General features: G+C 72.2%; 23 protein-coding genes, 1 tRNA gene and 1 pseudogene. 16 read left to right on the top strand and 9 right to left on the bottom strand.

All coding sequences use genetic code 11. The features are described 5' to 3' along the window. From GTW40_RS03455 to GTW40_RS03440, 4 genes and pseudogenes are all read left to right on the top strand, one after another. Nucleotides 1-716: pseudogene (locus tag GTW40_RS03455) on the top strand (hypothetical protein); the annotation flags it as partial. A 73-nt stretch (nt 717-789) separates the two neighbouring features. Next, nucleotides 790-863: transfer RNA gene (locus tag GTW40_RS03450), tRNA-Ala, on the top strand. A gap of 105 nt (nt 864-968) precedes the next feature. Continuing rightward, complete coding sequence (locus GTW40_RS03445) at nt 969-1,286, top strand: hypothetical protein (protein ID WP_161178652.1); 318 nt, start codon at nt 969-971, stop codon at nt 1,284-1,286. An 84-nt stretch (nt 1,287-1,370) separates the two neighbouring features. Further along, the gene (locus tag GTW40_RS03440; RefSeq protein ID WP_161178651.1) at nt 1,371-2,225 is read left to right on the top strand and encodes a DUF1963 domain-containing protein; all 855 of its coding nucleotides are present in this window, start codon (nt 1,371-1,373) and stop codon (nt 2,223-2,225) included. A gap of 32 nt (nt 2,226-2,257) precedes the next feature. Here GTW40_RS03440 and GTW40_RS03435 read toward each other — a convergent pair whose 3' ends face one another. Further along, nucleotides 2,258-2,734: a GNAT family N-acetyltransferase gene (locus GTW40_RS03435; RefSeq protein WP_161178650.1), complete on the bottom strand. Its 477-nt coding sequence runs from the start codon at nt 2,732-2,734 to the stop codon at nt 2,258-2,260. Between the two features lie 67 nt (nt 2,735-2,801). Between GTW40_RS03435 and GTW40_RS03430 the strand changes: the two genes are divergently transcribed. After that, nucleotides 2,802-3,608, top strand: coding sequence for an exodeoxyribonuclease III (locus tag GTW40_RS03430; RefSeq protein WP_202485325.1), 807 nt, complete (start codon nt 2,802-2,804; stop codon nt 3,606-3,608). Nucleotides 3,609-3,644: 36 nt separating this feature from the next. Here the strand turns inward: GTW40_RS03430 and GTW40_RS03425 are convergent, their stop codons facing one another. Beyond that, complete coding sequence (locus GTW40_RS03425) at nt 3,645-4,265, bottom strand: MerR family transcriptional regulator (RefSeq protein ID WP_161178654.1); 621 nt, start codon at nt 4,263-4,265, stop codon at nt 3,645-3,647. Between the two features lie 187 nt (nt 4,266-4,452). Between GTW40_RS03425 and GTW40_RS03420 the strand changes: the two genes are divergently transcribed. The 4 genes from GTW40_RS03420 (at nt 4,453) to GTW40_RS03405 (ending at nt 8,202) form a co-directional block, all read left to right on the top strand. Then, the gene (locus GTW40_RS03420; RefSeq protein ID WP_237525314.1) at nt 4,453-6,045 is read left to right on the top strand and encodes an NAD(P)/FAD-dependent oxidoreductase; all 1,593 of its coding nucleotides are present in this window, start codon (nt 4,453-4,455) and stop codon (nt 6,043-6,045) included. Beyond that, complete coding sequence (locus GTW40_RS03415; protein ID WP_161178649.1) at nt 6,042-6,977, top strand: alpha/beta hydrolase; 936 nt, start codon at nt 6,042-6,044, stop codon at nt 6,975-6,977. The genes GTW40_RS03420 and GTW40_RS03415 overlap by 4 nt, the downstream gene beginning before the upstream one ends. Further along, nucleotides 6,974-7,858 carry an SDR family oxidoreductase gene (locus GTW40_RS03410; RefSeq protein WP_161178648.1) on the top strand — a complete coding sequence of 295 codons (885 nt, stop codon included), beginning with the start codon at nt 6,974-6,976 and terminating at the stop codon, nt 7,856-7,858. The genes GTW40_RS03415 and GTW40_RS03410 overlap by 4 nt, the downstream gene beginning before the upstream one ends. An 89-nt stretch (nt 7,859-7,947) precedes the next feature. Then, nucleotides 7,948-8,202, top strand: coding sequence for a hypothetical protein (locus GTW40_RS03405; protein ID WP_161178647.1), 255 nt, complete (start codon nt 7,948-7,950; stop codon nt 8,200-8,202). Between the two features lie 71 nt (nt 8,203-8,273). Here GTW40_RS03405 and helR read toward each other — a convergent pair whose 3' ends face one another. Beyond that, nucleotides 8,274-10,445 (bottom strand): RNA polymerase recycling motor ATPase HelR, encoded by a 2,172-nt coding sequence (gene helR, locus GTW40_RS03400; protein WP_202485324.1) that lies wholly within the window; start codon nt 10,443-10,445, stop codon nt 8,274-8,276. Nucleotides 10,446-10,633: 188 nt separating this feature from the next. After that, the gene (locus tag GTW40_RS03395; protein ID WP_161178646.1) at nt 10,634-13,945 is read right to left on the bottom strand and encodes a S41 family peptidase; all 3,312 of its coding nucleotides are present in this window, start codon (nt 13,943-13,945) and stop codon (nt 10,634-10,636) included. Nucleotides 13,946-14,206: 261 nt separating this feature from the next. Between GTW40_RS03395 and GTW40_RS03390 the strand changes: the two genes are divergently transcribed. From GTW40_RS03390 to GTW40_RS03380, 3 genes are all read left to right on the top strand, one after another. Then, nucleotides 14,207-14,806, top strand: a complete 600-nt coding sequence (locus tag GTW40_RS03390; RefSeq protein ID WP_161178645.1) for a TetR/AcrR family transcriptional regulator — start codon at nt 14,207-14,209, stop codon at nt 14,804-14,806. 119 nt (nt 14,807-14,925) lie between these two features. Beyond that, on the top strand, nt 14,926-17,130 hold the full coding sequence (locus tag GTW40_RS03385) for an MMPL family transporter (RefSeq protein ID WP_161178644.1): 2,205 nt from the start codon (nt 14,926-14,928) through the stop codon (nt 17,128-17,130). Nucleotides 17,131-17,315: 185 nt separating this feature from the next. Further along, on the top strand, nt 17,316-18,161 hold the full coding sequence (locus GTW40_RS03380) for an EamA family transporter (RefSeq protein ID WP_161178643.1): 846 nt from the start codon (nt 17,316-17,318) through the stop codon (nt 18,159-18,161). Between the two features lie 35 nt (nt 18,162-18,196). Here the strand turns inward: GTW40_RS03380 and GTW40_RS03375 are convergent, their stop codons facing one another. Together GTW40_RS03375 and GTW40_RS03370 are read right to left on the bottom strand one after the other, a co-directional pair. Further along, nucleotides 18,197-18,562, bottom strand: a complete 366-nt coding sequence (locus GTW40_RS03375; RefSeq protein ID WP_161178642.1) for a hypothetical protein — start codon at nt 18,560-18,562, stop codon at nt 18,197-18,199. Nucleotides 18,563-18,564: 2 nt separating this feature from the next. Continuing rightward, nucleotides 18,565-19,830, bottom strand: coding sequence for a helix-turn-helix domain-containing protein (locus GTW40_RS03370; protein ID WP_161178641.1), 1,266 nt, complete (start codon nt 19,828-19,830; stop codon nt 18,565-18,567). Between the two features lie 398 nt (nt 19,831-20,228). Between GTW40_RS03370 and GTW40_RS03365 the strand changes: the two genes are divergently transcribed. The 4 genes from GTW40_RS03365 (at nt 20,229) to GTW40_RS03350 (ending at nt 23,211) form a co-directional block, all read left to right on the top strand. Then, on the top strand, nt 20,229-20,567 hold the full coding sequence (locus tag GTW40_RS03365; protein WP_161178640.1) for a hypothetical protein: 339 nt from the start codon (nt 20,229-20,231) through the stop codon (nt 20,565-20,567). A 129-nt stretch (nt 20,568-20,696) separates the two neighbouring features. After that, nucleotides 20,697-21,818, top strand: a complete 1,122-nt coding sequence (locus GTW40_RS03360) for an NAD(P)/FAD-dependent oxidoreductase (RefSeq protein ID WP_161178639.1) — start codon at nt 20,697-20,699, stop codon at nt 21,816-21,818. A gap of 85 nt (nt 21,819-21,903) precedes the next feature. Beyond that, a complete protein-coding gene (locus tag GTW40_RS03355) occupies nt 21,904-22,851 on the top strand; it encodes an NAD(P)-dependent oxidoreductase (RefSeq protein WP_161178638.1) in 948 nt (315 codons plus the stop codon). A gap of 84 nt (nt 22,852-22,935) precedes the next feature. Then, nucleotides 22,936-23,211: a DUF1876 domain-containing protein gene (locus GTW40_RS03350; RefSeq protein WP_161178637.1), complete on the top strand. Its 276-nt coding sequence runs from the start codon at nt 22,936-22,938 to the stop codon at nt 23,209-23,211. Nucleotides 23,212-23,289: 78 nt separating this feature from the next. On the opposite strand, the gene GTW40_RS03345 is transcribed toward GTW40_RS03350, so the two are convergent. The 3 genes from GTW40_RS03345 to GTW40_RS03335 all read right to left on the bottom strand — a co-directional run bounded on the left by GTW40_RS03345 (nt 23,290) and on the right by GTW40_RS03335 (nt 25,888). After that, nucleotides 23,290-24,453, bottom strand: coding sequence for a serine hydrolase domain-containing protein (locus tag GTW40_RS03345; protein ID WP_161178636.1), 1,164 nt, complete (start codon nt 24,451-24,453; stop codon nt 23,290-23,292). A gap of 99 nt (nt 24,454-24,552) precedes the next feature. Continuing rightward, complete coding sequence (locus tag GTW40_RS03340) at nt 24,553-24,999, bottom strand: organic hydroperoxide resistance protein (RefSeq protein WP_161178635.1); 447 nt, start codon at nt 24,997-24,999, stop codon at nt 24,553-24,555. A 127-nt stretch (nt 25,000-25,126) separates the two neighbouring features. Continuing rightward, nucleotides 25,127-25,888, bottom strand: a complete 762-nt coding sequence (locus tag GTW40_RS03335; RefSeq protein WP_161178634.1) for an ABC transporter ATP-binding protein — start codon at nt 25,886-25,888, stop codon at nt 25,127-25,129. Between the last annotated feature and the right edge of the window lie 3 nt (nt 25,889-25,891).

Genomic DNA, 25,891 nt, shown 5'->3' with positions numbered 1-25,891 from the left:
AGGTGCTCGCGCGGCGCAGGCGTACCACCGTCCTGCTCTTCCTCGGCTTCACCTGCGGCGCGATCGTCGCCGCCGTCGGCGGGCTCGCCTTCCTGTGGGTGCCCGCCGTGCCCGCCCTCCTGCTCAGCGGCTACATCGGCTATCTGCGCACCCAGGAACGGCGCCGCTTCGCCTACCAGATGGACCGCCGCCGCGCCGAGGACGCCGCCCGCAGGCTGCGCGAGAGCGCGCCCCGGTCGCGCCGCCGTCTGGCGGCCGACGCGGGCGCCGTCGCCGACGAACCGGAGGAGGCATCAGAGCCGAAGACCGATCCCGCCCTGTCCGCCGCGCTCGCCGCCGACCGCCGCGCCCTCGTCGAGCAGACCGACCACGCCGAGTGGGTCGACCAGCAGCGCGAGCGCACGCGGCCGCCCGGCCACGGCGACAGCTGGGAGCCGGTCCCGGTCCCGCTGCCCACCTACGTCACCGCTCCGGTCGCCCCGCGCGCCACCCCCGACGTCGACCTCGGCGCCCCGGACACCTGGAGCTCCGCCCGCTCGGGACCGGTCGTGTCGGAGCACGAGACGGAGCCGGAGGAGGTCCCGGAGCCCCGCGCCGAGGACACCCGCGACGCCGCCCGCCGCGCCGCCTCCGCCCGCCGCTCCCGCGAGCGCGGCCGCACCCCCCTCTTCGACCAGTACGAGACCGACGGCCGCCCCCGCGCCGCCAACGAGTGACCCCCGCCCTGACCAGTCCGGGAGCGGATTTCCGAGCACCCGGATCGGGATGCTAGAGTTTCACTCGTTGCAAGGGCCTGTGGCGCAGTCTGGTAGCGCACCTCGTTCGCATCGAGGGGGTCTGGGGTTCAAATCCCCACAGGTCCACCGCAGCTCAGAGCCCCAGTCGGAGAAATCCGACTGGGGCTCTGACACGTTGTGGGGCACTTCGGAGCCGCGCCGTTGTCGGTGGGCCCGCCCAAGGTGTCCGGCGTGACGCCGATCACACTCCCGGCCGAGGTGCCGGACGGTATGCATCTGTGCGGCAGCTGGTACGCGGTGCCGACCGGCGACCAGGACGCGGTGCTGGAGGCGTTCGGCCTCGCCGAGCCCGAGCCGGTCACGCTGCGAGCGGGCGCGGAGGCATGGAAGCGCGACCAGCACGTCTGGGACCGCAGGCCGCACGCCCGCTGCTCCCGGGCCTTCGTCAGCCCCGTCCTGGGCGCGGCTCTCGGTCGACCCCGCGGCGCTGGGACCGCACACCCGCATCGCGGGCCGGGGAGTCCTCGCGCTCACCGCGTGCGGCCGTGAACACGGCGTCCCTGGCGGGAAGTTGTGAAGCGAGCGCCTCTCGACCCCGGGCCCGCTGTCAGACCCTCCCCCTACGGTTCCCCCATGACTCCTGAACTGCGGGACCGGTTAAGTCCCTTTCGTGGCAAGGCGATCGCCCGGGGGATACCCGGCGAGGACGTGGAGCGGTGGCTCGGGCTCGCGCGGCCCTGTGCGACGTTGGGGCAGGGCGGGGACGGGGAGGTGGTGGGGCGGTTCGGGGGGCCGCTGTCGCTGCCGGGCGGGGTCGCGGACCCCGTGCATCCCTTCGTCGGGAGCATCGATCTCGCGGCGCTGCCCGACGGGGTGACCGATCTTCCGCTGCCGCCCGACGGCCAACTGCTGCTGTTCGCCGTGCCCGAGGACGACGGGGACTGCGCGAACATGGGGAGCGTGGTGTACGTCCCGGCGGGGACGGCCGTGGAGGAGCGGGACCGGTACGGCTGGGCGCTGGCCGATGTCGAGGAGTACCGCGAGCTGTTCGGGAGGTTTCCGCAGGGGCCGATGCGGGTGACGGCCGATGTGTCGCTGCCGTACCACCGCGCGGTCGACCTCCCCGAGGCGCCCTGGAGCGAGCCGCTGCCCGGACATCCGCGCGCCGAGGAGCTGGTGGAGGTCTGGGACGACGTCGAGGGGGAGATCGTCCATCGGGGGCCGCTCCAGCTCGGCGGGTACGCCTCGGAGGAGGCCGTCTACACCGATCCGCTCGCCGGTGCCGTCTCCTGCGCGCGGCAGGAGGCGGAGGCGGGCAGGTGGGACGGCCCGGTGTCCGGCGACGTCTCCGACTGGGTGCTGCTCGCCGACTGGAGCCCCGGGATCGAGGGGCGGGAGGGCGCCACCGTGCACTGGGCGATCCAGCGCGCGGATCTGGTCGCCCGGCGCTTCGAGCGGGTGTTCACGACGGTCTACTGGAACCCCTGAGACCTACTGGAACCCCTGAGACCGCCGCCCGTTCACAGCCCCTTGGCGAAGCAGCGGCTGCTCTCGTACTCCCGGTAGAAGCCGAACTTGGCGCACGGGGTGTAGCCGCTGGAGGTGTACAGACCGATGGCCTCCGGCTGGCGGGTGCCGGTCTCCAGGACCATGCGGAGGCGGCCTGCGGCGCGGGCGTCGTCCTCCAGGGCCGCGAGCATCAGGCGGGCCACGCCCCGGCCGCGCATCTCCTCGACGACGAACATGCGCTTCAGCTCGGCGTCGCCGTCCTCGTTGCCCTCGCCGTTGGTGTCCTGGGCGCGCCAGCCGCCGGTGGCGACCGGGCGGTCGCGCTCGTCGTAGGCGATCAGGTAGACGCCCCGGGGCGGGTCGAAGTCGGTGACGTCCAGCACGGTGGCGTCGCCGCCGTCGCCGTAGCGCACGTGGTACTCGGCCTGGACCTCGTCGTTGAGCTTCACGGCGTCGGGGTGGTCGAAGCGGACGCGGCGTATGTTCATGCTGGTGACCGTACTTCCATGCGGGCTGTGGAGCGCCGGGTTTTCCGGGGTGTGCCGGTATCGTGCCATGGTGCTGACTGTTACCTCCGTGAACGTGAACGGGCTCCGCGCCGCCGCCAAGAAGGGCTTCGTGGAGTGGCTGGCGCAGACCCCGGCCGACGTGGTCTGCCTCCAGGAGGTGCGCGCCGAGCCGCACCAGCTGCCCGAGGACGTGCGGGAGCCCGAGGGCTGGCACGTCGTGCACGCCCCGGCCGCAGCCAAGGGCCGCGCCGGTGTCTCGCTGTATACCCGCCGTGAGCCCGACCGGGTCCGGGTCGGCTTCGGCTCCGCCGAGTTCGACGGCTCCGGGCGCTATGTCGAGGCCGAGCTGCCCGGCGTCACCGTCGCCTCCCTCTATCTGCCCTCCGGCGAGGTCGGCACCGAGCGGCAGGACGAGAAGGTCCGCTTCATGGGTGAGTTCCTGGCCCACCTCAAGGAGCTGCGCGAGCGGTCCGCCGCCGACGGCCGCGAGGTCCTGGTCTGCGGCGACTGGAACATCGCCCACCAGCAGGCCGACCTCAAGAACTGGCGCGCCAACACCAAGAACTCCGGCTTCCTGCCCGAGGAGCGGGAGTGGCTGAGCCGGGTGCTCACCCCCGGGGACGGCGGCTACGTCGATGTCATGCGCGCCCTGCACCCCGGCGTGGACGGCCCCTACAGCTGGTGGTCCTACCGCGGCCGCGCCTTCGACAACGACTCCGGCTGGCGCATCGACTACCACCTGGCCACCGCCGGGCTCGCCGCCAAGGCAGTGAAGGGCTCCGTGGAGCGCGCGGCCACCCACGCCGAGCGCTGGTCGGACCACGCGCCGGTGACGGTCGTCTACGAGCGCTGACGCCCGCTTTCGGGCCTCACTCCCGCTTTCCGGGCCTCACTCCCGCTTCCGCAGCCGCCGGTCCAGCGCCAGCGACAGCTCCGCCTCCACCACGCTCCGCGCCAGCGGGCGCAGCCGGTGCAGGTCCTCCTCGGGGCCGTGGCGGAGGACCATGGAGGCGAAGAGGTCGGCCAGGGCGTCGACGTGTTCGCGGACCCGGGCGCCCGCCGCCAGGACCTCGGCGAGCGGGATGCCCTCGCGGACCAGGGCGGAGGAGACGTCCAGCAGGCGGCCGCTGATGTGCACGATCTCGTCGCCGTCGGTGCCGACGTAGCCCAGCTCCAGGGCGGCGGCCAGGTTCTCCGGGGTGTCCTGCCCCGCGAAGCGGGCCGCCAGCTCCTCCGGGGTGAGCCGTACCGGCTCCTCCTCGCTGGGCGGGCCGACCCCGAGCAGGTCGGCGACGTCACGGCCGTTCTCCAGCGCCTCGGCCAGCTCCGCTATGCCGTTCAGTGTGTGGCCGCGCTCCAGCAGGGCCGAGATCGTGCGCAGCCGGGCCAGGTGGTGGTCGTCGTACCAGGCGATACGGCCCTCGCGGCGGGGCGGTGGGATCAGCTTGCGTTCGCGGTAGAAGCGCAGGGTGCGCACGGTGATGCCGGCCAGCCGGGCCAGCTCCTCCATGCGGTACTCCCGTACGCCGCCGGTCTGCTCCGTGCTGGGTCCGCCCTCTTCCGTCACGCCCGCAGCCTATGGCGTACCGCCGGTAACTTTCCTTTCGCGCCCCCTACCGCTCGGTACGGAGCTGCTCTACAGTCCCATTGCGCCAGTGTTCACTGGCAGAGTCCAGCTGATGCGTGGAGGCTTCGGGATGGCCCAGCACGAGCATGTACGGGTGGCGGTGATCGGGTCCGGTTTCGGCGGGCTTGGAGCGGCCGTGCGGCTGCGCCGCGAGGGGATCACCGACTTCGTCGTCCTGGAGCGGGCGAGCGGGGTGGGCGGCACCTGGCGGGACAACAGTTACCCCGGCTGCGCCTGCGACGTGCCGTCGCACCTGTACTCCTTCTCCTTCGCCCCCAACCCCGACTGGCCGCGCGCCTTCTCCGGGCAGGAGCACATCCGCGCCTACCTGGAGCACGTCGCGGACACCTTCGGGCTACGTCCGCATCTGCGCTTCGGCTCCGAGGTCAAGCTGATGACCTGGGACGCGGAGCGGCTGCGCTGGAACATCGAGACGACGAACGGGTCGTACTCCGCCGACATGGTGGTCTCCGCCACCGGGCCGCTGTCCGACCCGAAGATCCCCGCGATCCCGGGCCTGGACTCCTTCCCCGGCAAGGTGTTCCACTCCGCCCGCTGGGACCACGACTACGACCTGCGCGGCAAGCGCGTCGCCATGGTCGGCACCGGCGCCTCCGCCGCCCAGATCATCCCCGAGATCCAGCCCAAGGTCGGCCGCCTCACCCTCTTCCAGCGCACCGCGCCCTGGGTGATGCCCCGCGTGGACCGCGCCATCAGCGGCGCCGAGCGGCGGCTGCACCGGGCGCTGCCCTTCACCACCCGGCTGCGGCGCGGGCTGCTGTGGGGCATCCGGGAACTCCAGGTGCAGGCCTTCACCAAGCACCCCGAGGAACTCGGTCTGGTCGAGCGGCTGGCCAGGCGCAACATGGCCCGCGCGATCAAGGATCCGGCCCTGCGCGCCAAGCTCACCCCGGACTACCGCATCGGCTGCAAGCGCATCCTGCTGTCCAACGCCTACTATCCGGCGCTCGCCCGCCCCAACGTGGACGTGGTCGCCAGCGGGCTCAGCGAGGTCCGCGGCTCGACCGTGGTCGCCGCCGACGGCACGGAGACCGAGGTCGACGCGATCATCTTCGGTACGGGCTTCCACGTCACGGACATGCCCATCGCCGAGCGCGTGGTCGGCATCGGGGGCATCACGCTCGCGGACGCCTGGAAGGGCGGGATGCAGGCGCTGCGTGGTGGCGCCGCCGCCGGGTTCCCGAACTGGCTGAGCGTCATCGGGCCCAACACCGGCCTCGGGAACTCCTCCATGATCCTCATGATCGAGTCCCAGCTGAACTACCTCGCCGACTATCTGCGCCAGCTGGACGTGCTCGGCGGCCGGGTCGCGCTCGACGCCCGTCCGGCCGCCGTCGACGCCTGGAACGACCGGGTGCAGGAGCGGATGCGGCGCACGGTCTGGAACAACGGCGGCTGCACGAGCTGGTACCTCGACGCCAGCGGCCGCAACACCACCCTCTGGCCGGGCACGACCGCCGAGTTCCGCCGCGCGGTCCGGCGGGTGGACCTCGGGGAGTACGAGGTGATCCGCGCGGGGAAGGCGACACCTGAAGCGTCTGAGGCGTCTGAGGCTCCCGAGGCCGCGAAGTCCGTCGCCGGGAAGCCCGCCGCCAAGGCGTCCGCCGCGAAGAAGGCCGCCCGCACCGAGGCCGGCGCGTGAGCCGCCCCGAGCCGGTCGCCACCGGTCCCTACGCCCCGCCGGTCCCCGCCCGCATCGTCGATGCCATCTCCGCCGACGGTGCCCGGCTGCACGTCGAGGTGCACGGCCCCGACGGCGCCCCGCCCGTCGTCCTCGCCCACGGCTGGACCTGCTCCACCGCCTTCTGGGCCGCGCAGACACGGGACCTGGCGCGCGACCACCGGGTGATCGCCTACGACCAGCGCGGCCACGGCCGCAGCCCGCTCAGCCCGGCCTGCTCCACGGCCGCGCTCGCCGACGACCTCGAAGCCGTCCTCGCGCACACCCTCGCGCCCGGCGAACAGGCGCTGATCGCCGGGCACTCCATGGGCGGCATGACCGTCATGGCCGCCGCCGACCGTCCCCGCTTCCGCGAGCACGCGGCCGCCGTCCTGCTGTGCAGCACCGGCAGTTCGCAGCTCACGGCCTGGGCCAAGGTGGTGCCGCTGCCCGCCGGGCGGCTGCGTACCCGGCTGAGCGGGCACATCCTCGGCTCGCGCGCCCCGCTCGGCCCGGTCACGCCGGTGGCGAAGGCGGTCCTCAAGTACGCGACCATGGGCGCCGGTTCGGCCCCGCACATGGTGGACGCCTGCGCCCGTATCGTGCACGCCTGCCCGCGCGCCGCCCGGCACGCCTGGGGCACGGTGCTGGCCGGGCTCGATCTCGACCACGGCGTACGGCGGTTGACCGTGCCCACCGAGGTGCTGCACGGCACCGCCGACCGGCTCACCCCCTCGGCGCACGCCCACGCGCTGGTCGCCGCGCTGCCGCGCTGCGTCGGCCTGACCGAGCTGACCGGCGTGGGCCACATGACCCCGGTGGAGGCGCCGGAGGCTGTGACCGGGCGGATACGGGAACTCGTCACCACGTACGTCGCGGGGAACGCCCCCGCATCGCTGGAGGAGGGCGCATGAGCAGGGTGGGTCTCGAAGGACAGGTCGCGGTCGTCACCGGGGCGGCGCGCGGCGTCGGCGAGCTGCTGGCGCGCAAGCTCTCCGCGCGCGGGGCGACGGTGGCGCTGGTCGGCCTGGAGGAGGAGGCGCTGAAGGCCGCCTCCGAGCGGCTGCACGGCGAGGGCGGCTACTGGTACGCCGACGTCACCGACCACGAGGCGATGAGCCGGGTGGCCCGGGAGGTCAAGGAGCGCTTCGGCAAGGTGGACATCGTGGTCGCCAACGCCGGTGTGGCGAACGGGGGTCCATTCGCCGACTCCGACCCGGTGGCCTGGCGCCGGGTGATCGAGGTGAACCTGATCGGCTCGGCCGTCACCGCCCGCGCCTTCCTGCCGGTGCTGACCGAGAGCCGCGGCTACCTCCTCCAGGTCGCCTCGCTCGCCGCGATGACCCCGGCGCCGATGATGACGGCGTACTGCGCCTCCAAGGCGGGCGTGGAGGCGTACGCGCACAGCCTGCGCGCCGAAGTCGGTTACCAGGGCGTGCGGGTGGGCGTCGCGTACCTGTCCTGGACCGACACCGACATGGTGCGCGGCGCCGATCAGGACGACGTGATGCGGGAGTTGAGGCAGCGGCTGCCCTGGCCGGCGAACAAGACGTACCCGCTGGGCCCGGCCGTGGACCGTATCGCGGACGGCATCGAGCGGCGCTCGGCGCATGTGTACGGGCAGTGGTGGCTGCGCGGGATGCAGGGGGTGCGCGGTTACCTCCCGGCACTGATCGGCACGGTCGGGCAGCGCGAGATGCGCAGGTACGCCTCCCGGCTCCAGGGGATGCGCTCGGGGCTGGTGGGCGCGGGCGGCGCGGCGGACGAGGCGGAGAGGGCTACGGAACGTAACTGATCGACATGCGTTCCGTGTTCGGGCGTGTGAATCTGGTCGAGGCCCAGCAAGGGCCGATTTCCCCCACCCCACCAGGGATGTGAACCCACATGGGTATGAAGGACCAGATCCAGGAGAAGTCCCGCCAGGCGCAGGACCAGGCCAAGGAGAAGATGGGCCAGGCCCGCGAGAAGGCGGGGCAGACCCGTGACAAGGCGGCCCAGGGCCGTGACAAGGCCGGTGCCGGTCAGCGTGGCCAGCAGCAGCGTGACGGCCGTCCGGAGCGCGACGCCCGCCAGGCCGGTGCCCACGAGGCGAACCGCGACCACCGCGCGGACCGCTTCGACCCGGACCACAGCGCCTGAGCGTAGCGTCCGGCGTCAGCCGTGAAGGCGGGGTGCCCGGTAGGCCACCGGGCACCCCGCCCCGGCACCCCCTAGGCGCCAGTGAGGACGACGAGCCGCTGGGTCGCCCGGGTCATCGCCACATAGCGGTCCACCGCGCCCTCGATGCCCGTGCCGAACGCCTCCGGCTCCACCAGCACGACCAGGTCGAATTCGAGCCCCTTCGCCAACTCCGGTGTCAGCGACCGGACTCGGGGCCGCTCCGTGAACGCGGGATCGCCGATGACACAGGCGGTCCCTTCGGCGTGTTCGGCCAGCCAGTCGTCCAGGACCTTCTCCAGGTCGGACACCGCGCCGTAGGTGACCGGAATCCCGTTGGACCGCACGGACGTCGGCACGTTGGCGTCCGGCAGCGCGGCGCGGATCACCGGCTCCGCCTCCGCCATCACCTCTTCCGGTGTGCGGTAGTTGATGCTCAGCGTGGCCACCTCAGCGCGGTCGAGGCCGACCCGCGCGAGCCGCTCCTTCCACGACTCGGTGAAGCCGTGCCGGGCCTGGGCGCGGTCGCCGACGATGGTGAAGCTGCGGGACGGGCAGCGCAGCAGCAGCATCTGCCACTCGGCGTCGGTCAGTTCCTGGGCCTCGTCCACGACGATGTGCGCGAACGGACCGGCCAGCTCGTCGGTGTCGAGGGCGGGCAGCGCGTCCTCGTCGACCAGGCTGTCCCTGAGGTCCTGTCCGTGCAGCATGGTCACCGCGCCCTCGCCGTCGGGGTCGGCGGCGATCACGCTGTCGATGACGGCGTCCATGCGCTCGCGCTCGGCGGCCACCGTGGCGGCCTTGTGGCGCTTCTTCCGGGCGGTCTCCGGGTCGCCGAGCCGCTGCCGGGCCGCGTCGAGCAGGGGCAGGTCGGACACCGTCCACGCCTGCGGGTCCGCGCGGCGCAGCAGGCGTACCTCGTCGGGGGTGAGCCAGGGGGCGCACATCCGCAGATAGGCGGGGACCGTCCACAGGTCACCGACCACGTCGGCCGCCTCCAGCAGGGGCCACGCCTGGCGCAAGGTGCCGGTCAGCTCGGCGTCGGCGGCCAGCGCCCGGCGGAACAGCCTCAGCGGGACCTCCTTGCCGAGCTTGTCCAGGAGGATCGTGATCAGGGCCTCCCAGATCAGCTCCCGGGCCTCGTTGTGCGGGACGCCCGCCTCCGCGGCCTCGAACGCCTCGGCCCAGTCGGCGGCGGTCAGGCGCAGCTCGCCCCAGGGGGTGGAGACGGTGAGCTCCTCGGTGGGCGGGGTCTCGTAGAAACGCACCGCCTTCTCGATCGCCTTCACCAGTTGAGCCGAGGACTTCAGCCGCGCCACCTCCGGGTCGGCCTCCACGCCCGCGGTGGCGCCCTCGGCGACCAGGTCCCGCACGGTGCAGGTGCGCACGCCATCCTCGCCCAGGCTCGGCAGCACGTCCGCGACGTAGTTCAGGTAGGGCTGGTGCGGGCCGACGAACAGCACGCCGCCCCTGCGGTGTCCGAGGCGCGGGTCGGAGTGGAGCAGATAGGCGGAGCGGTGCAGGGCGACGACGGTCTTGCCGGTGCCGGGTCCGCCGTCCACCACGAGGGCGCCGCGCGAGGAGGCGCGGATGATGGCGTCCTGGTCGGCCTGGATGGTGGCCAGCACGTCCCGCATCCGCTCGGAGCGGTTGGTGCCCAGGGTGGCGATGAACGCGGACTGGTCGTCCAGGGCCGCGTGGTGCTCCAGGCCCTCGGTGGTGAACACCTCGTCCCAGTAGTCGCTGATCCGGCCGCGCGTCCAGCGGTAGCGGCGGCGGCTCGTCAGGCCCATCGGCTGGGCGTGGGTCGCGGCGAAGAACGGTTCGGCGGCGGGGGAGCGCCAGTCGATCAGCAGACGGCGGCCGTCGCTGTCGGTGAGGCCGAGGCGTCCGATGTAGACCGGCTCGGGGTCGTCGGCGTGGACGATGCGGCCGAGACACAGGTCGAGGCCGAAGCGGCGCAGGGCGCGCAGCCGGGCGGTCAGCCGGTGGATCTCCAGGTCGCGCTCCAGCACCTCCCGGCCGACCCCGCCGGGCGCCCGGCGCAGCGCGTCGATGCTCGCGGACAGTTCGGCGACGTTCTGCTCCAGGCTCTCGGCGATGGCCGCGAAGTGCCGCTCGTCGTCGGCGATCAGTGCCGGGTCGGCCTTGGCGGCGAGCCGGTCGGGCAGGTCGAACGCGCGGGACTCGGGCGCGGGATCGCGCACGGACAGCAGCGCACACATGGCGTGGATCACTCATTTCCGCAGGTTCTGGGCTCGGCCAGCGATTGTGCGGCATGAGGGGGGCCTTGCCGCAAGGCCCCCCTTGCGCTATAGCTTGTAAGTGGCGGGGAGTGTGTGTTCCTCCCTCGCCTTCTCCTCCCGCCTCCTCTTCGCGGCCCTTCGTCCGGGGCCCCCTTCTCGCACCCTTCTCAACTCTCCTCGCGCGGCGGCAGCTTGGGCCGCGAGCGGTCCGGTACGTCGCTGTAGTCGGGCGGCACGGAGGCCGGGGTCGTCTCCAGCATGTCGAGCGCGAGCCGCACCGCGTCGTCCAGCTGGGCGTAGCGGCCCTCGGCCCAGTCCAGCGGGGTGCGCAGCGCCTCCAGGTCGGGCGTGACACCCCGGTTCTCCACGGACCAGCCGTACTCGTCGAACCAGGCCGCGTTCATCGGCACCGTGATCACCGTGCCGTCCCCGAGCCGGTGCCGTCCGGTCATGCCGACGACTCCGCCCCAGGTGCGCTGTCCGACCACTGGTCCGAGCCCGAGCAGCTTGAACGCGGCGGTGATCATGTCGCCGTCGGAGGAGGTCGCCTCGTCGGCGAGCGCCACGACCGGGCCCCGGGGCGCGTTGGAGGTGTACGACACCGGCTGCGCGTCCCGGGTGAGGTCCCAGCCGAGGATGGTCCGGGTCAGCTTCTCGATGACCAGCTCGCTGATGTGGCCGCCCGCGTTGCCCCGCACGTCCACGATCAGCGCGGGCCGCGAGACCTCCAGGCGCAGGTCCCGGTTGAACTGGGCCCAGCCGGAGCCGCCCATGTCGGGGATGTGCAGATAGCCGCACTTGCCGCCGCTCAGCTCCCGTACCACCTGGCGGCGCCCCGCCACCCAGTCCTGGTAGCGCAGCGGGCGCTCGTCGATCAGCGGCACGACCGCGACCCGGCGCGGCGGTCCCGGCTCGCCCTGCGGCGGGGTGAAGGTCAGGTCCACGGTGGTGCCGCCCGAGCCCGCCAGCAGCGGGTACGGCCCTGTCATCGGGTCGACCGGGCGGCCGTTGACGTGGGTCAGCACCGCGCCCTCGCGGATGCCGGTGCCGGCCAGCGGGGAGCGCGCCCGGGAGTCGGAGGAGTCGCCGTGCAGGATGCGCCGGACCACCCAGGAGCCGTCCCGGCGCACGAAGTTGGCGCCGAGCAGCCCCTGTCTGCGCTGGTAGTGCGGCGGGCCCTCGCTGCGCCGGGCCGGGGTGACATAGGCGTGCGAGGTGCCGAGTTCGCCGAGCACCTCGCGGAGCAGGTCGGCGAACTCGTCGGGGGAGGTGACCCGTTCGACCAGCGGGCGGTACTGCTCCAGGACCGCGTCCCAGTCGACGCCGCACATGTTGGGCGCCCAGAAGTAGTCCCGGATCAGGCGCCCCGCCTCGCCGTACGCACCCCGCCACTCGGCGCCGGGGTCCACCTCGTGCAGGATGCGGCGCAGGTCCATCCAGACGGTGCTGTCGCTGTCCCCGGGCTCGGTCGCGGGCACCGCGCGCAGCTCGCCCTCGTCCACCACCACGAGCCGGGTGCCGTCGCCGCTCACCTCGAACCAGTCGAGATGGCCCACGAGTTCGGACTTCTTGGCTTTGCTGAGGTTGAAGTGCTCAAGGGTCGGGCGGCCCGAGATGTCGGCGGGGTTCACGAAGGTCTCGCCCAGCGCGCCGGAGATCGGCCAGCGCAGCCAGACCAGACCACCGCCCGCGACCGGGCGCAGCGCCGAGTACTTGGAGGCGATCACCGGGAACGGCGTGACCCGGTTCTCCAGCCCCTCCAGCTCCACCATGACCGTGCCGCCCTCGCCGTTCCCGCTCTCCAGCGGGTCGAGCCCGCCCGCCGCCGGGCGTCCCTCGGGGTTCAGCGCGAAGGGCGAGGGCGTCGCGGAGGACAGCGGGACGAGGTAAGGCCGTGAGCCCAGCGGGAAGGACAGGTCGCCGGTGTGCACGTCGTAGACCGGGTCGAAGCCGCGCCAGGACAGGAAGGCGAGATAGCGGCCGTCGCTGGTGAAGACCGGGTTCTCGTCCTCGAAGCGGCCGTTGGTGACGTCCACGACCATCCGGTCCTTGATCCGGGCCAGCTTGATCTGCCGCAGCGAGCGGCCGATGCCCGGGTGGGACCAGGTGAGCCAGGCGCCGTCGGGGGAGAAGGCGAGGTCGCGGACGGGGCCGTTGACGGAGTGGATCAGCTCGGTGACGGTGCCGGGCGGGGTGGCCTCGGCGCTCTCGGCGCCCTCCCCGTCCCCTTCCGCCCCCTCGCCGCCCTCGGCGTTCTCCGCCACGTCGATCAGCAGCAGCCGCCCGTCGTTGGAGGCGACGGCGATCCGCTCGCCCTCCGGGTCCGAGACCATCTCCAGGACGTGCCCGAGCCTGCCCTGGGCCAGCAGCCGGGGCTCCCGGTCCCCGCTCGCGCGGGGCAGCTGGGCGATGCCGATCGCGTCGTCGCCCTCGGCGTCGGTGACGTAGGCGATCTGGCCGGTCGAGCCCAGCATCTCCGGCAGCCGGACCCGGACGCCGGGGGTGTCGGAGATGGTGCGGGCGGGGCCGTCGCGGTGGGTGAGCCAGTACAGGCTGCCGCGCACCACGACCGCGCTGGCCCGCCCTGTCTCGTCCACGGAGAGGCCGTCCACGTTGTGCGCGGCGGGCACCTGGTAGGGACGGCGGCCGGGGCTCGGGCCGCTGAGCCGTACGTCCAGCTTGCGCGAGGTGCCGGTGGGGGAGAAGTCGTCCACGATCCACAGGTCGCCCGCGCACTGGTAGACCACCCGGTCGCCGTCGGTGGAGGCGTGGCGGGCGTAGAAGGCGTCGTGGTCGGTGTGACGGCGCAGGTCGGAGCCGTCCATGGCGACGGAGTAGAGGTTGCCGATGCCCTCGTGGTCGGAGAGGAAGGCGATCCGCCCGGCGACGAACATCGGGGAGCCCAGCTGGCCGTCGATGTCCTCCAGGAGCCGCTTGCCCTGGAGCCAGAGCCTGCCCATGGCGCCGCCCCGGTAGCGCTTCCAGGAGGCCATCTCGTGCGGCGGGGTGCCGGTGAGCAGCAGCGTCATGTGCTCGCCGTCCACGTCGGCGACCTGGATGTCGCCGACCGGGCCCCAGGGCAGCCGGCCGCCCGGGTCGCCGTCGGTGGGGACCTTGTGGGCCCAGCTGAAGTACGAGAACGGCTGGCCGTGCGAGGCGACGGCCAGGATGTCGCTGCGGCCGCTCTGGTCCGGGGGTGTCCAGCCGCAGACCTGGGTGTCGGCGGTGCCCCAGTGCGTCAGCTGCCGCGCGGGCCCGCCGTCGGTGCCGACCAGATGGATCTCGGGCATCAGACTGCGCCAGCTCGTGAACGCGATCTTGCTGCCGTCCGGCGAGAAGCGCGGGTGACCGGCCTTGGTGCGGTCCGCCGTGAGCCGCCAGGGGCGTCCCGGCGCGTCGAGGGGCGCCAGCCAGAGGTCGTCCTCGGCCACGAAGCACAGCTGATCGCCGTTGATGTGGGGAAGGCGCAGATAGCTCACCTACCCATGCTTTTCCGGCGACGGGGGCGGGGCAACTCGGGCCTGTCGGGCACGGCGGAGGCGGGCCTTCCGGGGGACGCCGGGTGAGCCGTTCGGGTTGACGCGAGAGCTCGTGACGCAGGACACGTACGAAACGGTTTCGTTTCGCGGGAGGCTGCGCTACCTTCGTCCCATGCGAGGTCTCCTACGCTGTGTCGTAGTTGGCTTTTGTATAAAGTCCCGTACGGGACCGTGTTGTTGACCAGCGGGAGGGTGAGACCGATGACCGATGCCGCCACCGCGCGGCGCAGCCGACTCACGCCCGAGCGTGCGGCCGAGCTGTACGAGGCCGTGCTCGACCTGCTGCGCGAGGTCGGTTACGACGCCCTCACCATGGACGCCGTCGCCGCCCGCACCCGTTCCAGCAAGGCCACGCTCTACCGCCAGTGGGGCGGCAAGGCCGAGCTGGTCGCCCGCGCGATCCGGCACGGCAAGCCGGGCCGGATCTCCGATGTGGACACCGGCTCGCTGCGCGGCGACTTCCACGCGGTCGTCGGACACGAGGACGACTGCGCCATGGAGCAGAACAGCGCCCTGATGCGGGGCCTGGCCATGGCCGTCCACAACAACCCCGACCTGCTCACGGCCTTCCGGGAGCACCTCATCGAGCCCGAGATGAGCGCGCTGCGCGCGATGGTCGCCCGGGCCGTGGACCGGGGCGAGGTCGCGCCGGACAACCCGGCGCTGCCGTACGTGGTGCACATGATGATCGGCGCGTTTGCGACGCGCGCGCTCATCGACGAACAGCCGCCGACGCAGGCGTTCCTGCGCTCGTACATCGACGCCGTGGTCCTCCCCGCCCTCGGCGTCCCCGTTTCCTGACCCGTCCTGATCTCTTCGGGATTCCCCAGCAAGCCCACCACCTGACGTCTCCGCTCACGTCGCCGGGCTGATCACCCCTGCCCAGATGCCCGTCACGACCTGACCGGGAGTACGCCCTCGTGGCCACGTATCTCTACAAACTAGGCCGGTTCGCCTTCCGGCGACGGCACTTCGTCGCCCTGCTGTGGATCGCGCTGCTCACCCTCGCCGGGGTGGGCGCCGCCACCGCGCCGCCCGCCGGGAACTCCTCCTTCTCCATCCCCGGCACCGAGGCGCAGCGCGCCTTCGACCTGCTGGAACAGCGCTTCCCCGGCATGAGCGCCGACGGCGCCACCGCCCGTGTCGTCTTCAAGGCGCCCGCCGGGCACAAGATGACCGACGCCGGTGAGAAGGCGGCCGTCCAGAAGACGGTCAAGGAGCTGTCCTCCGGCTCCGAGGTCGCCTCCGTCGCCGACCCGTACGCCGGACACGCCGTCAGCCGGGACGGCACGATCGCCTACGCCTCGGTGAAGTACAAGGTCTCCGGCATGGAGCTGAAGGACGCCTCCCGGGACGCCCTCAAGGAGGCCGCCGGGCACGCCCGTAAGGCCGGGCTCACCGTCGAGGTCGGCGGCGACGCGCTCAACGCCACGCCCGAGACCGGCTCCAGCGAGGTCATCGGCGTCGGCATCGCCGCCGTCATCCTCGTCATCACCTTCGGCTCGCTCATCGCCGCCGGGCTGCCGCTGCTCACCGCGATCGTCGGCGTCGGCATCGGCGTCTCCGCGATCGCCGCGCTCGCCAAGCCGCTCGACCTCGGCTCCACCACCTCCACCCTGGCGTCGATGATCGGCCTCGCGGTCGGCATCGACTACGCCCTGTTCATCGTCTCCCGCTACCGCGCCGAGCTGGCCGAGGGCCGCGAGCGCGAGGAGGCGGCGGGGCGGGCCGTCGGCACGGCGGGCTCGGCGGTGGTCTTCGCGGGCCTCACCGTCGTCATCGCCCTGGTCGGCCTCTCGGTCGTCAACATCCCCATGCTGACCAAGATGGGCGTGGCCGCGGCGGGCACGGTCGCCATCGCCGTCCTCATCGCGCTCACCATGATTCCTGCGCTGCTCGGCTACGCGGGCCGTACGGTCAAGCCGGCGGGCGAGAAGAGCAAGCTGCTCGGCGGCGGGCGTACGGCCGCGAAGCCCGACCGTCCCAACATGGGCACCCGGTGGGCGAGTTTCGTCGTCCGCCGCCCGGTCGCGGTCCTGCTGCTCGGCGTCATCGGCCTCGGCGCCGCCGCCGTACCGGCCGCCTCCCTGGAGCTGGGCCTGCCGGACGACGGTGCCCAGCCCGTCTCCACCACCCAGCGCCGCGCCTACGACCTGCTCTCCGAGGGCTTCGGACCGGGCTTCAACGGCCCGCTGATGGTCGTGGTCGACGCGAAGAAGAGCGACGACCCGAAGGCCGCGTTCACCAAGGTCGGCGACGAGATCAAGGGCCTCAAGGACGTCGTCACCGTCACGCCGCCCGCGCCCAACAAGGCGGGCGACACCGCGATCATCACGGTCGTACCGAAGTCCAAGCCGTCCTCGGCCGTCACCGAGGACCTGGTGCACGCGATCCGCGGCAAGGGCGGCGCGATCACCACCGCGACGCATGCGACGCTGCTGGTCACCGGCGCGACGGCGATGAACATCGACGTCTCCCAGAAGCTGAACGACGCGCTGCTGCCGTACCTGGCGCTGGTGGTCGGCATGGCCTTCCTGCTGCTGATCGTGGTCTTCCGCTCGATCCTGGTCCCGCTGAAGGCCGCCCTCGGCTTCCTGCTCAGCGTGCTCGCCGCCCTCGGCGCGGTCGTCGCGGTCTTCCAGTGGGGCTGGCTGTCCGGCCTGATGAACGTCGAGCAGACCGGTCCGGTCATGTCGATGATGCCGATCTTCATGGTCGGCGTGGTCTTCGGACTCGCCATGGACTACGAGGTGTTCCTCGTGACCCGGATGCGCGAGGCGTACGTCCACGGGGAGAACCCCGGCCAGGCCGTCGTCACCGGCTTCCGCTACAGCGCCCGCGTCGTCACCGCCGCCGCCGTCATCATGATCGCCGTCTTCTCCGGCTTCATCGGCTCCAGCGAGTCGATGATCAAGATGATCGGCTTCGGCCTCGCGATCGCCGTCTTCTTCGACGCGTTCATCGTCCGCATGGCCATCGTCCCGGCCGTCCTGGCCCTCCTCGGCCGCCGCGCCTGGTGGCTCCCGGCCTGGCTGGACCGGGCCCTGCCGAACGTGGACGTGGAGGGGGAGGGGCTGCGGACGGAGCGGGACGAGGACCCGAAGCGGGAACTGGTGCATGCCTGAGCGTGGTTGAAGCCTGAGCGGTCGACGCCTGAGCGCACTTGATGCGAACGGCCGGTGAGGAACCCTCACCGGCCGTTCGCCGTTCCCGCCGGTCACCCCACCGCTACCCCGATGACACCCAAACCCCGTGTACAGGCCACACAGTGATCCGTTAGCGTGCCGGGTATGACGACTGGTTCTCACCGGTGACGCCGCTCGTCACCGCCGCCGTCCTGCTCGCCGCGTTCACCCATGCCGGGTGGAACGCCATCGCGCACCGGATCACCGACAAGCTGACCGGGTTCACGCTCATCGCCGGGGGCGGGCTGATCATCGGCCTGCTGATGGCCCTGTTCACGCCGTTGCCCGCCGGGCCCTCGTGGCCGTATCTGCTCGTCTCGGCCGGGGTGCACGTCGCGTACTACGCGCTGCTGATGACCTCTTTCCGGCTGGGCGACTTCGGGCAGGCGTACCCCATCGCGCGCGGCACCGCCCCGCTGGTGGTCACCGTGCTCGCGGCCGTGTTCGCGCACGAGGTGCCGGGTGTGTGGGCGGCGGCCGGGGTCGCGGTGTCGTGCGTGGGGCTGATGGGGGTCAGCCTCTGGGGGCTGCGCGGACGGCGCCCCGACTGGAAGGCCATCGGCGCCGCCGTCGCCACCGGTCTCACCATCGCCGCGTACACCGTCCTCGACGGCCTCGGCGTCCGCCAGGCACACACCCCGCTCGGCTACATCGCCTGGCTGATGGCGATCCAGGGCGTGGTCATCCCGGCGTACATGTACGTACGGGTGCGCGGCGACATGCTCCGCCAACTCCGCCCGCATGCCCGCCTCGGACTCCTCGGCGCCGCCCTCTCCGTCGCCGCCTACGCCCTCGTCCTCTGGGCCCAGACCCGCGCCCCCCTCGCCCCCGTCGCCACCCTCCGCGAGTCCTCGATCATCGTCGGCGCGGCCATCGGGGCGGTGTTCTTCAAGGAACGGTTCGGCGCGCCCCGGATCGCGGCGGCGGGGCTGTTGGTGGTGGGGATCGGGTTGATGTTGCACGCGGGGTGAAGCCCGGCTTTGTCCGGCGGTGCCCTACGGCTGGCTCAACCCAGCGACTTCTCGATCGCCTCGAAGATGTCCGCGTCCGTCTCCTGCTGCCAGTCCGGGAGTTCGGACCAGTCGGCCACGTAGGCGGGCTTGGGGTCGACGAAGTGCCGGTACATCTGGGCGGTCCAACTGATCGCCACGAAACGGCCCTTCTGCTCGCGGGTCAGCCGGGAGGCGTTGCCGTCGCTGAGGCTCATCAGCTGACGTACCTGCGCCGCCACCGCCCCCGCCGCCTCCCGCTCCCACTGCGGGGTCTCCTCCCACGGGGCGACGTAGCCGGGCTTGGGCTCACCGGGGAAGTGCCGGTGGACACCGGCGATCCAGGCGTCCCGGAACAGTCGTGCGCCCTCGGTCTCCGACATGGTTACCCCTCTCGTGACGACGTGCTCAGCGCGACGATCTCCACCCCCAGCTCTGCCACACGGCGGTCCTGGTGCAGGGGGCCGAACTCGTTGTACAGGCCCCGGAGTCTACGGGCCGCATAGCCCGAGGACGAGGTACGAGCCAGCTCGACGGCCTCGCTCCCATAGGCGACGACCTGCTCCGGATCTCCTCGCCTCGCCCCGATGGCCGCCAGGTCGGTCAGTACCGCGCCGCGTCGCCGGTACGACAGACCGGACGCCAAGATGCCCTGCCCCAGCGCCTTCTTCAGCGTGCTCTCGGCCAAGTCCAAGCGGCCCAGCCGTACATAGCGTGCGCCGCGTTCCTCGGCCAGCCGTGACCCGTCGAACCTGAGCCACCCGCCGTTGCCGGCACCCGGGCTCAGGCCCCGCACCTCTTCGGCCTGGTCCAACGCCCTTTCGCACGCGCTCAGATCACCCAGACCGGCGTAGGCCTCGGCCCGTACCGACGCGACCCAGTGGCGTGTCGACAGCCCGTCGTCGCCCCGACCGGCCAACGCTTCGGCGGCGCCGAGTACCTCGGCGGCCTGCGTGTAGCGGTGCTCCGCCATCTCGACGTACGCGTGCCGTACGAGAGCGCACGCCCACAGGTCGTACGCTCCCGCGTCCTTGCCGAGCGTCGCGGCGAGCGTGTACGAGGCGACGGCGTTGGAGTACCGGTCGGCGTCGAAGGCCACCTCACCGGCCAGCTGGAAGAGGTCCGCCGCCGCGGTCAGCAGTGCTTGGGCACTGCCCCGGTTTCCTGCCAGCGCCTCGGTGAGCGCGCTCAGTTGGTCGCGGACCACGGGATACACGGAGCGCTTGGAGCGGGCCAGTTGATAGACCTGCCAGAGGTGACCGTTCATACGGGCGAAGTCGGCGGGGCTGCCCCTGCGGACTCCCTCGGCGAGGACTTCGGCCTCTTCGACGGGAAGCGCGGCGAGCGCTCCGCTGACGCTGAGCAGGCGAAGGAATTCGCGGCGGATCATCTCGTCGGGGTCTCCCGCGTCCGGAGGGCCGCCGGACTGCCGCTCCCGCTCCTCTGCGTCGACCGTTCGCGGCGATGTCAGGAGGGCGTCCAACTCGGCCAGGCTGATCTCGAGTACGGCAGCCAGCGCTCGCCGCTGGGTCGGCTGGGGAGCGATTCTGCCGCTTTCCCAGCGCCCGACCGTGGTGCGGTCCACGCCGACCAACTGGGCCAGTTTTTCCTGACTGTAGCCCAGGACCCTGCGACGACGTGCCAGCCCCATGACCGTCCTTTCCCCGGTCCACCCCCGCTACGGTGCGTGCCCGGATCTGCGACAAGAGTGCCGCATGAACGCCGTGGATACCTCCGGCTTCAACCGATTTCCTGGATGCCGTCCCGGAACGTCGGTTATCCAAGGAGGAGTTCGGTCATGAGTGCAAGAGGTGATGCACGGGGGCGTCCGGCGGAGAGCGACTCGGCGGAGGACTCCGGTGCTCGGCCGCGCGTCCTCATGACGCTCAGGGTCTCTCGTGACTCCGGCCGGACCTGGGGCCCGGTTGTTGAGGTGCGGGAGCGGAAGGAGCGGAGGCTTCCTGACAACCCCGTTGGGTTTCCGCCCTGTTGCTGTCCGCGCTGTACGGACCGCGAGCCGCGCTCGGTGGCCGTCCTCGGGACGGTGTCATGACGCGCTGCACGCACTGGCGCCGTGTGCCGCTGGACATCCTGCGGGAGGCCAGGGACCGGTCGCGCTCCGGGTGGGTCGACCATGCCGTGCAGTGCCAGATGCCCGAGCACCGGGCCGGTGATCACTACGGCTTTCTCGACGACGCCGCGTACGCGACCGCGTTGTGGCTGCGCTGGGCTGGCGGCGAGGCCACGTCAGTCGTACTGGCCGACTGCCTGGTGCGGAGCGCCGGTGCCCATGAGGAAAGTTGCTGCCTCTTCGTGGGGCACGGTGGACGGCATACCTGGGAGGAGGACCGGTCCGAGACGGAACCCGTTGGACAGGCCACGGGGTGAGCTTCGTTGTCGGCCCCCTGTCGGGGCTGTCAGGGCGGTGTCGGGGGGGTGTCGGGTGGGGTTGGGACGTTGGGTGGGAGCCGGTCGGGCGGGTGCCCGGCAGGAACGCGATCAGCGAGGGGACCACTCATGACCACACCTGTCACGATCATCGGCGCCGGACTCGGCGGACTGACCCTGGCCCGGGTTCTGCACGTGCACGGGATAGCGGCCACCGTCTACGAGGCGGAGGCGTCCCCAGCGGCACGGATGCAGGGCGGGATGCTCGACATCCACGACTACAACGGGCAACTGGCGCTCAAAGCGGCCGACTTGATGGAGGAGTTCCGGGCCATCGTGCTGGAGGGGCGGCAGGCGCTGCGGTTCATCCAGCGGGACGGCACCATCCGGCTGGAGAAGGAGGACGACGGGACGGGCGGGCGGCCCGAGGTGCAGCGCGGGGAACTGCGGCGGATGTTCCTCGACGCGCTGCCCGAGGGCACCGTGCGCTGGGGCCACAAGGTCACCGGGGTGCGTGCGCTCGGCGGCGGACGGCACGAGGTGAGCTTCGAGAACGGGACCTCCGTCACGACGGACCTCCTCGTCGGCGCGGACGGCGCCTGGTCGCGCGTACGGCCGCTGCTGTCCGGCGCCACGCCCGCGTACGTCGGCGAAGCCTTCGTCGAGAACTACCTGTACGACGTCGAGACCCGGCACCCCGCCGTCGCGAAGACGGTGGGCGGTGGCTCGTTCGGCGTGTTCGACCCGGACGACGACGGGCAGTGCATTCTGGCGCACCGGGAGAGCGGCGAGACCGTTCACACCTACGTCAAGCTCACCAGGCCGCTGGACTGGTTCGCCGGCATCGACTTCGGCGACGGCGCCTCGGCCACCGCGCGCATCGCGGCCGAGTTCGAGGGCTGGGCGCCCGAGTACACCGCCCTCATCACCGAGGCCGACACCGCCCCCGTCCTGCGCCCCCACTACGCCCTGCCCGTGGGCGACCGCTGGGACCGCGTGCCCGGCGTGACCCTCGTCGGCGACGCCGCCCACCTCACCGCCCCCAACGGCGAGGGCGCCAACCTCGCCATGCAGGACGGCGCCGATCTCGGCGAGGCCATCGCCGCGCACCCCGGCGACCCCGAGGGCGCGCTCGCCGCGTACGAGCGGGTGCTGTTCCCGCGCAGCGCCGGTGCCGCCGCCGCGGCGGCGGCCAAGCTCACCACCGAGGAACTGGTCGCCTTCTTCGACCAGGAGCGGCAGACCGGCTGAGTCACGTGCCGGACGCGTCGGACGCGCCGGACCCGCCGGACGTGTCGGATGCGTCGTGGTCGGCGGTGCGGTACGTGCGGGCAGGATGGGGCGGGAGCACATCCGATCACCCCTCACGCACGACAGGGAGAGCCGTCACATGACGACCGCGCAGCCCACCGTCGCCGTCCTCGGCACCGGCATCATGGGCGCCGCCATGGCCCGCAACCTCGCCCGCGCCGGGCTCGGCGTCCGCGCCTGGAACCGCACCCGCGCCAAGGCCGAGCCGCTCGCCGAGGACGGGGTACGGGTCACCGGCACGCCCGCCGAGGCCGTCGACGGCGCCGATGTGGTCCTGACCATGCTGTACGACGGCGGGACCGTCCTGGACGTCATGCGCGAGGCCGTACCCGCGCTGCGCCCCGGCACCGTGTGGGCGCAGTGCACCACCGCCGGGACCGAACTCACCGGCGAACTCGCCGCGTTCGCCCTCGAACACGGGCTCCTCTTCTACGACGCCCCGGTCCTCGGCACCCGTGAGCCCGCCGAGGCCGGGGCGCTCACCGTCCTCGCGGCCGGGCCCGATGAGGGGCGGGCCACGCTCGCGCCCGTCTTCGACGCGGTCGGCTCCCGAACCGTGTGGACCGGCGAGGACGGCGCCGAAGCTAGTGCCAGTCGGCTCAAGCTCGTCGCCAACGACTGGGTGCTCGCCGTCACCGCCGCGACCGGTGAGGTGCTGGCCCTCGCGCAGGCTCTCGGCGTCGACCCGCAGTCCTTCTTCGGGCTGATCGAGGGCGGGCCGCTGGACATGGGCTACCTGCGGGCCAAGAGCGCGCTCGTGCTCGACGGCAGGCTGACCCCGGCCTCCTTCGCCGTCACCACCGCCGAGAAGGACGCCCGGCTGATCCTGGCGGCGGCGGAGCGTGGGGGTGTACGGCTCGACCTCGCCGAGGCTACCGCCGAGCGTTTCGCCCGGGCCGCCGCGCAGGGGCATGGGGCCGAGGACATGGCCGCCGCTTACTTCGCCAGCTTCGAGGAGAAGGCGGGGGAGTGAGCGGGGACGCCCTGCGGCCTCCGACATGAGATTCGCCGCGCGCTGTCGCACTCTGGAAGCAGAGATTTTCCGGAGGTGGTCGTCATGATGCACACCACTGTGGGCTGGCACGTCGAGCTGGAGTTCATGGAGGACGAACAGCACACGCGCGCGGTGGCCATGGTGCGCCTGCCCGACGGCAGTGAACTACGTGCCCATGGGCACGCGACCCGGCACCAGGTCGACAACAACCAGCCGAGGGTCGGCGAGGAGATAGCGGGCGCCCGAGCCCTCAACGAACTCGCCATGCGCCTGCTGACCAAGGCGCACGAGGAGATCGACGAGGATTCCGGGCGCATTTCGCATCCGATCCACGTGTGAGGGCGCCTGGCGGCGGGGGCTTCGTCCCGCTCCGTGGTGGTGGTACATCTCCACGGCCGGGACCGGCATCCCCGCTCCTCAGGCGCCCAGCGCTCCCCGTACCGCCCGTACCAGCGCCTGTGCCCTCGGGTCCGCCGTCACGCCCGGCTGGAAGCCGTTGGTGACGTAGCCGAAGGCGATGCCCGACTCCGGGTCGGCGAATCCCAGGGCGCCGCCTCGGCCGGGGTGGCCGAAGGAGCCGGGGGAGAGGAGGGGGGAGGCGGGGCCGTGGAGCATGGGGCCCAGGCCGAAGCGGGTGTTCACCACGAGGACCCGGTCCGGGCCTGCCGACTGTTCCGTGCGGGCCAGCTCCATGGTGGACGGGGTGAACAGCCGTACCCCGCCGTCCACTTCGCCGATCAGCGAGGCGTACACCCGGGCCAGGCCGTCCGCCGTGGCGATGCCGTTGGAGGCGGGCAGGGCTGCGGCGCGGTAGGCGGGGGCGTTCTCGTCCGGAAGCGGGGTGATCGCGGCGAAGGCGCGGCGGGTGAGGGAGTCCGGGTCGGCGTAGGCGTCGGCGACGGCCTTCTTGGGGCGTGTGCGCAGCGCGCCCTCGATGTGCGGCGGCTCCACCGGGCCGACCCGCCCTACCCGGCCCTGCTCCCGCTCGGGCAGGCCCAGCCACAGGCCCGCGCCGACCGGGCCGGTGATCTCGTCCGCGATCCACTCGCCCACCGGGCGCCCGGTGAGCCGCCGGATCAGCTCGCCGGTGAGCCAGCTGAAGGTCTGCGCGTGGTAGCCGTGCGCGGTGCCCGGCTCCCACACCGGCGCCTGCGCGGCCACGGCCGCCGCACCGAGGTCCGGGTCGGCGGCCTGCTCGGGGGTGAGGGGGTGGTCGAGTACGGGGACGCCCGCGCGGTGCGCGAGCAGGTGGCGGACGAGGGTGTGCTCCTTGCCGTTCGCCTTGTACTCGGGCCAGTACGTGGCCACCGGCGCGTCCAGGTCCAGTTCGCCGCGCTGGTGCAGCAGCAGGAGCGCGGCGGCTACGACGCCCTTGGTCGCGGAGCGGACCACCTGGGCGGTGCCTTCTTCCCAGGGCTCGGTTCCGTCCACGTCCCGGGTGCCTGCCCACAGCTGGACGACCCGTCGGCCGTGCCGGTAGACGGTGACGGCCGCGCCGCGCTCCCCGAGCCGCGCGAAGTTCGCCGCGAACGCCTCCCCGACCGCTTCGAAACCCTCGGCCACCGTGCCGTTCACGTTCACTTCCCCACCGGATCCCTTCACTGGCTTGCGCTCACGAGTGAAACACGGCGGCGTCGCCTTGGATTCCTCGGTGGGTGGCGGAATCTGGAGGTGAGAATGTCAGCCCAGCACGATCGACACGTCTACGTTCCCGCGCGTCGCGTTCGAGTACGGGCACACCTCGTGCGCCGCGTCCACCAGCCGGGCCGCGACCTCCTGGTCGAGGATCGGCAGGGAGACGCTGAGAGCGACCGCGAGACCGTAGCCGCGCCGCTTGTTGGGGCCGATGCCGACCTTGGCGGCGACCGTGGAGCCGGTGAGGTCGTAGCCCGCGCGGTTGCCGACCATGATCAGGGCGTTGTGGAAGCAGGAGCTGTAGCCCGCCGCGAACAGCTGCTCCGGGTTGGTCCCGTCGCCGTTGCCACCGAGCGCGGGCGGCATCGCGACCTTCAGCTGGATCTGACCGTCCTGGCTGGTCACATAGCCGTCGCGGCCACCGTGGGCGGTCGCCTCGGCCACGTACATGATCTTCGTCGGACGGTTCTCGACAGCGCTGGTGTCGGTCATCGGACTGCCTCCCCCGGAACCAGTGGCACACAAGTGCATTGCGCACAAGGTACTGCCCGGTACGACACCGGCCACCACCCAGGGTCCGTGACCGTGGGTAACGGTCACCGGGGAGGCGCCCGCCCGCTCACGCCCCCGTGGGCACCACCCCCGGGTCGAACCCGAACGGCAGCTCCAGCCGGTGTGCCCGCATCAGCGCCTCGTCGCCGAGCAGGGTGGCGGTCGGGCCGTCCGCCGCGATCACGCCGTCGCTGAGGATCAGGGAGCGGGGGCACAGTTCCAGGGCGTAGGGGAGGTCGTGGGTGACCATGAGGACGGTCACGTCCAACGAGCGGAGGATGTCGGCCAGTTCGCGGCGGGAGGCCGGGTCCAGGTTGGACGACGGTTCGTCCAGGACCAGGATCTCCGGCTCCATCGCCAGTACCGTCGCGACCGCCACCCGGCGCCGTTGGCCGAAGGACAAGTGGTGCGGGGGGCGGTCCGCGAAGTCCGCCATGCCGACCAGATCGAGGGCGGTGTGCACCCGCTTCTCCAGCGCGGGCCCCTTGAGCCCGGCCGCCGCCGGGCCGAAAGCCACGTCCTCGCGCACGGTCGGCATGAACAGCTGGTCGTCGGGGTCCTGGAAGACGATGCCGACCCGCTGCCGGATCTCGCTCATGTGCCGCTTTCCTACCGGCAGCCCGGCCACGGTCACCGTGCCGGTGCCGCCGCCCAGGATGCCGTTCAGATGCAGCACGAGCGTCGTCTTGCCCGCGCCGTTGGGGCCGAGCAGCGCGACCCGCTCACCGCGCGCGATCGAGAAGTCGACCCCGAACAGTGCCTGATGGCCGTCGGGATAGGCGAAGGCGAGGCCGGAGACCTCCAGCGAAGCAGTACTCACGTCGTTCATCCC

It is taken from the genome of Streptomyces sp. SID4985 (assembly GCF_009863025.1).
GTDB lineage: Bacteria > Actinomycetota > Actinomycetes > Streptomycetales > Streptomycetaceae > Streptomyces.
This window is presented reverse-complemented; position numbering and strand designations above follow the sequence as displayed.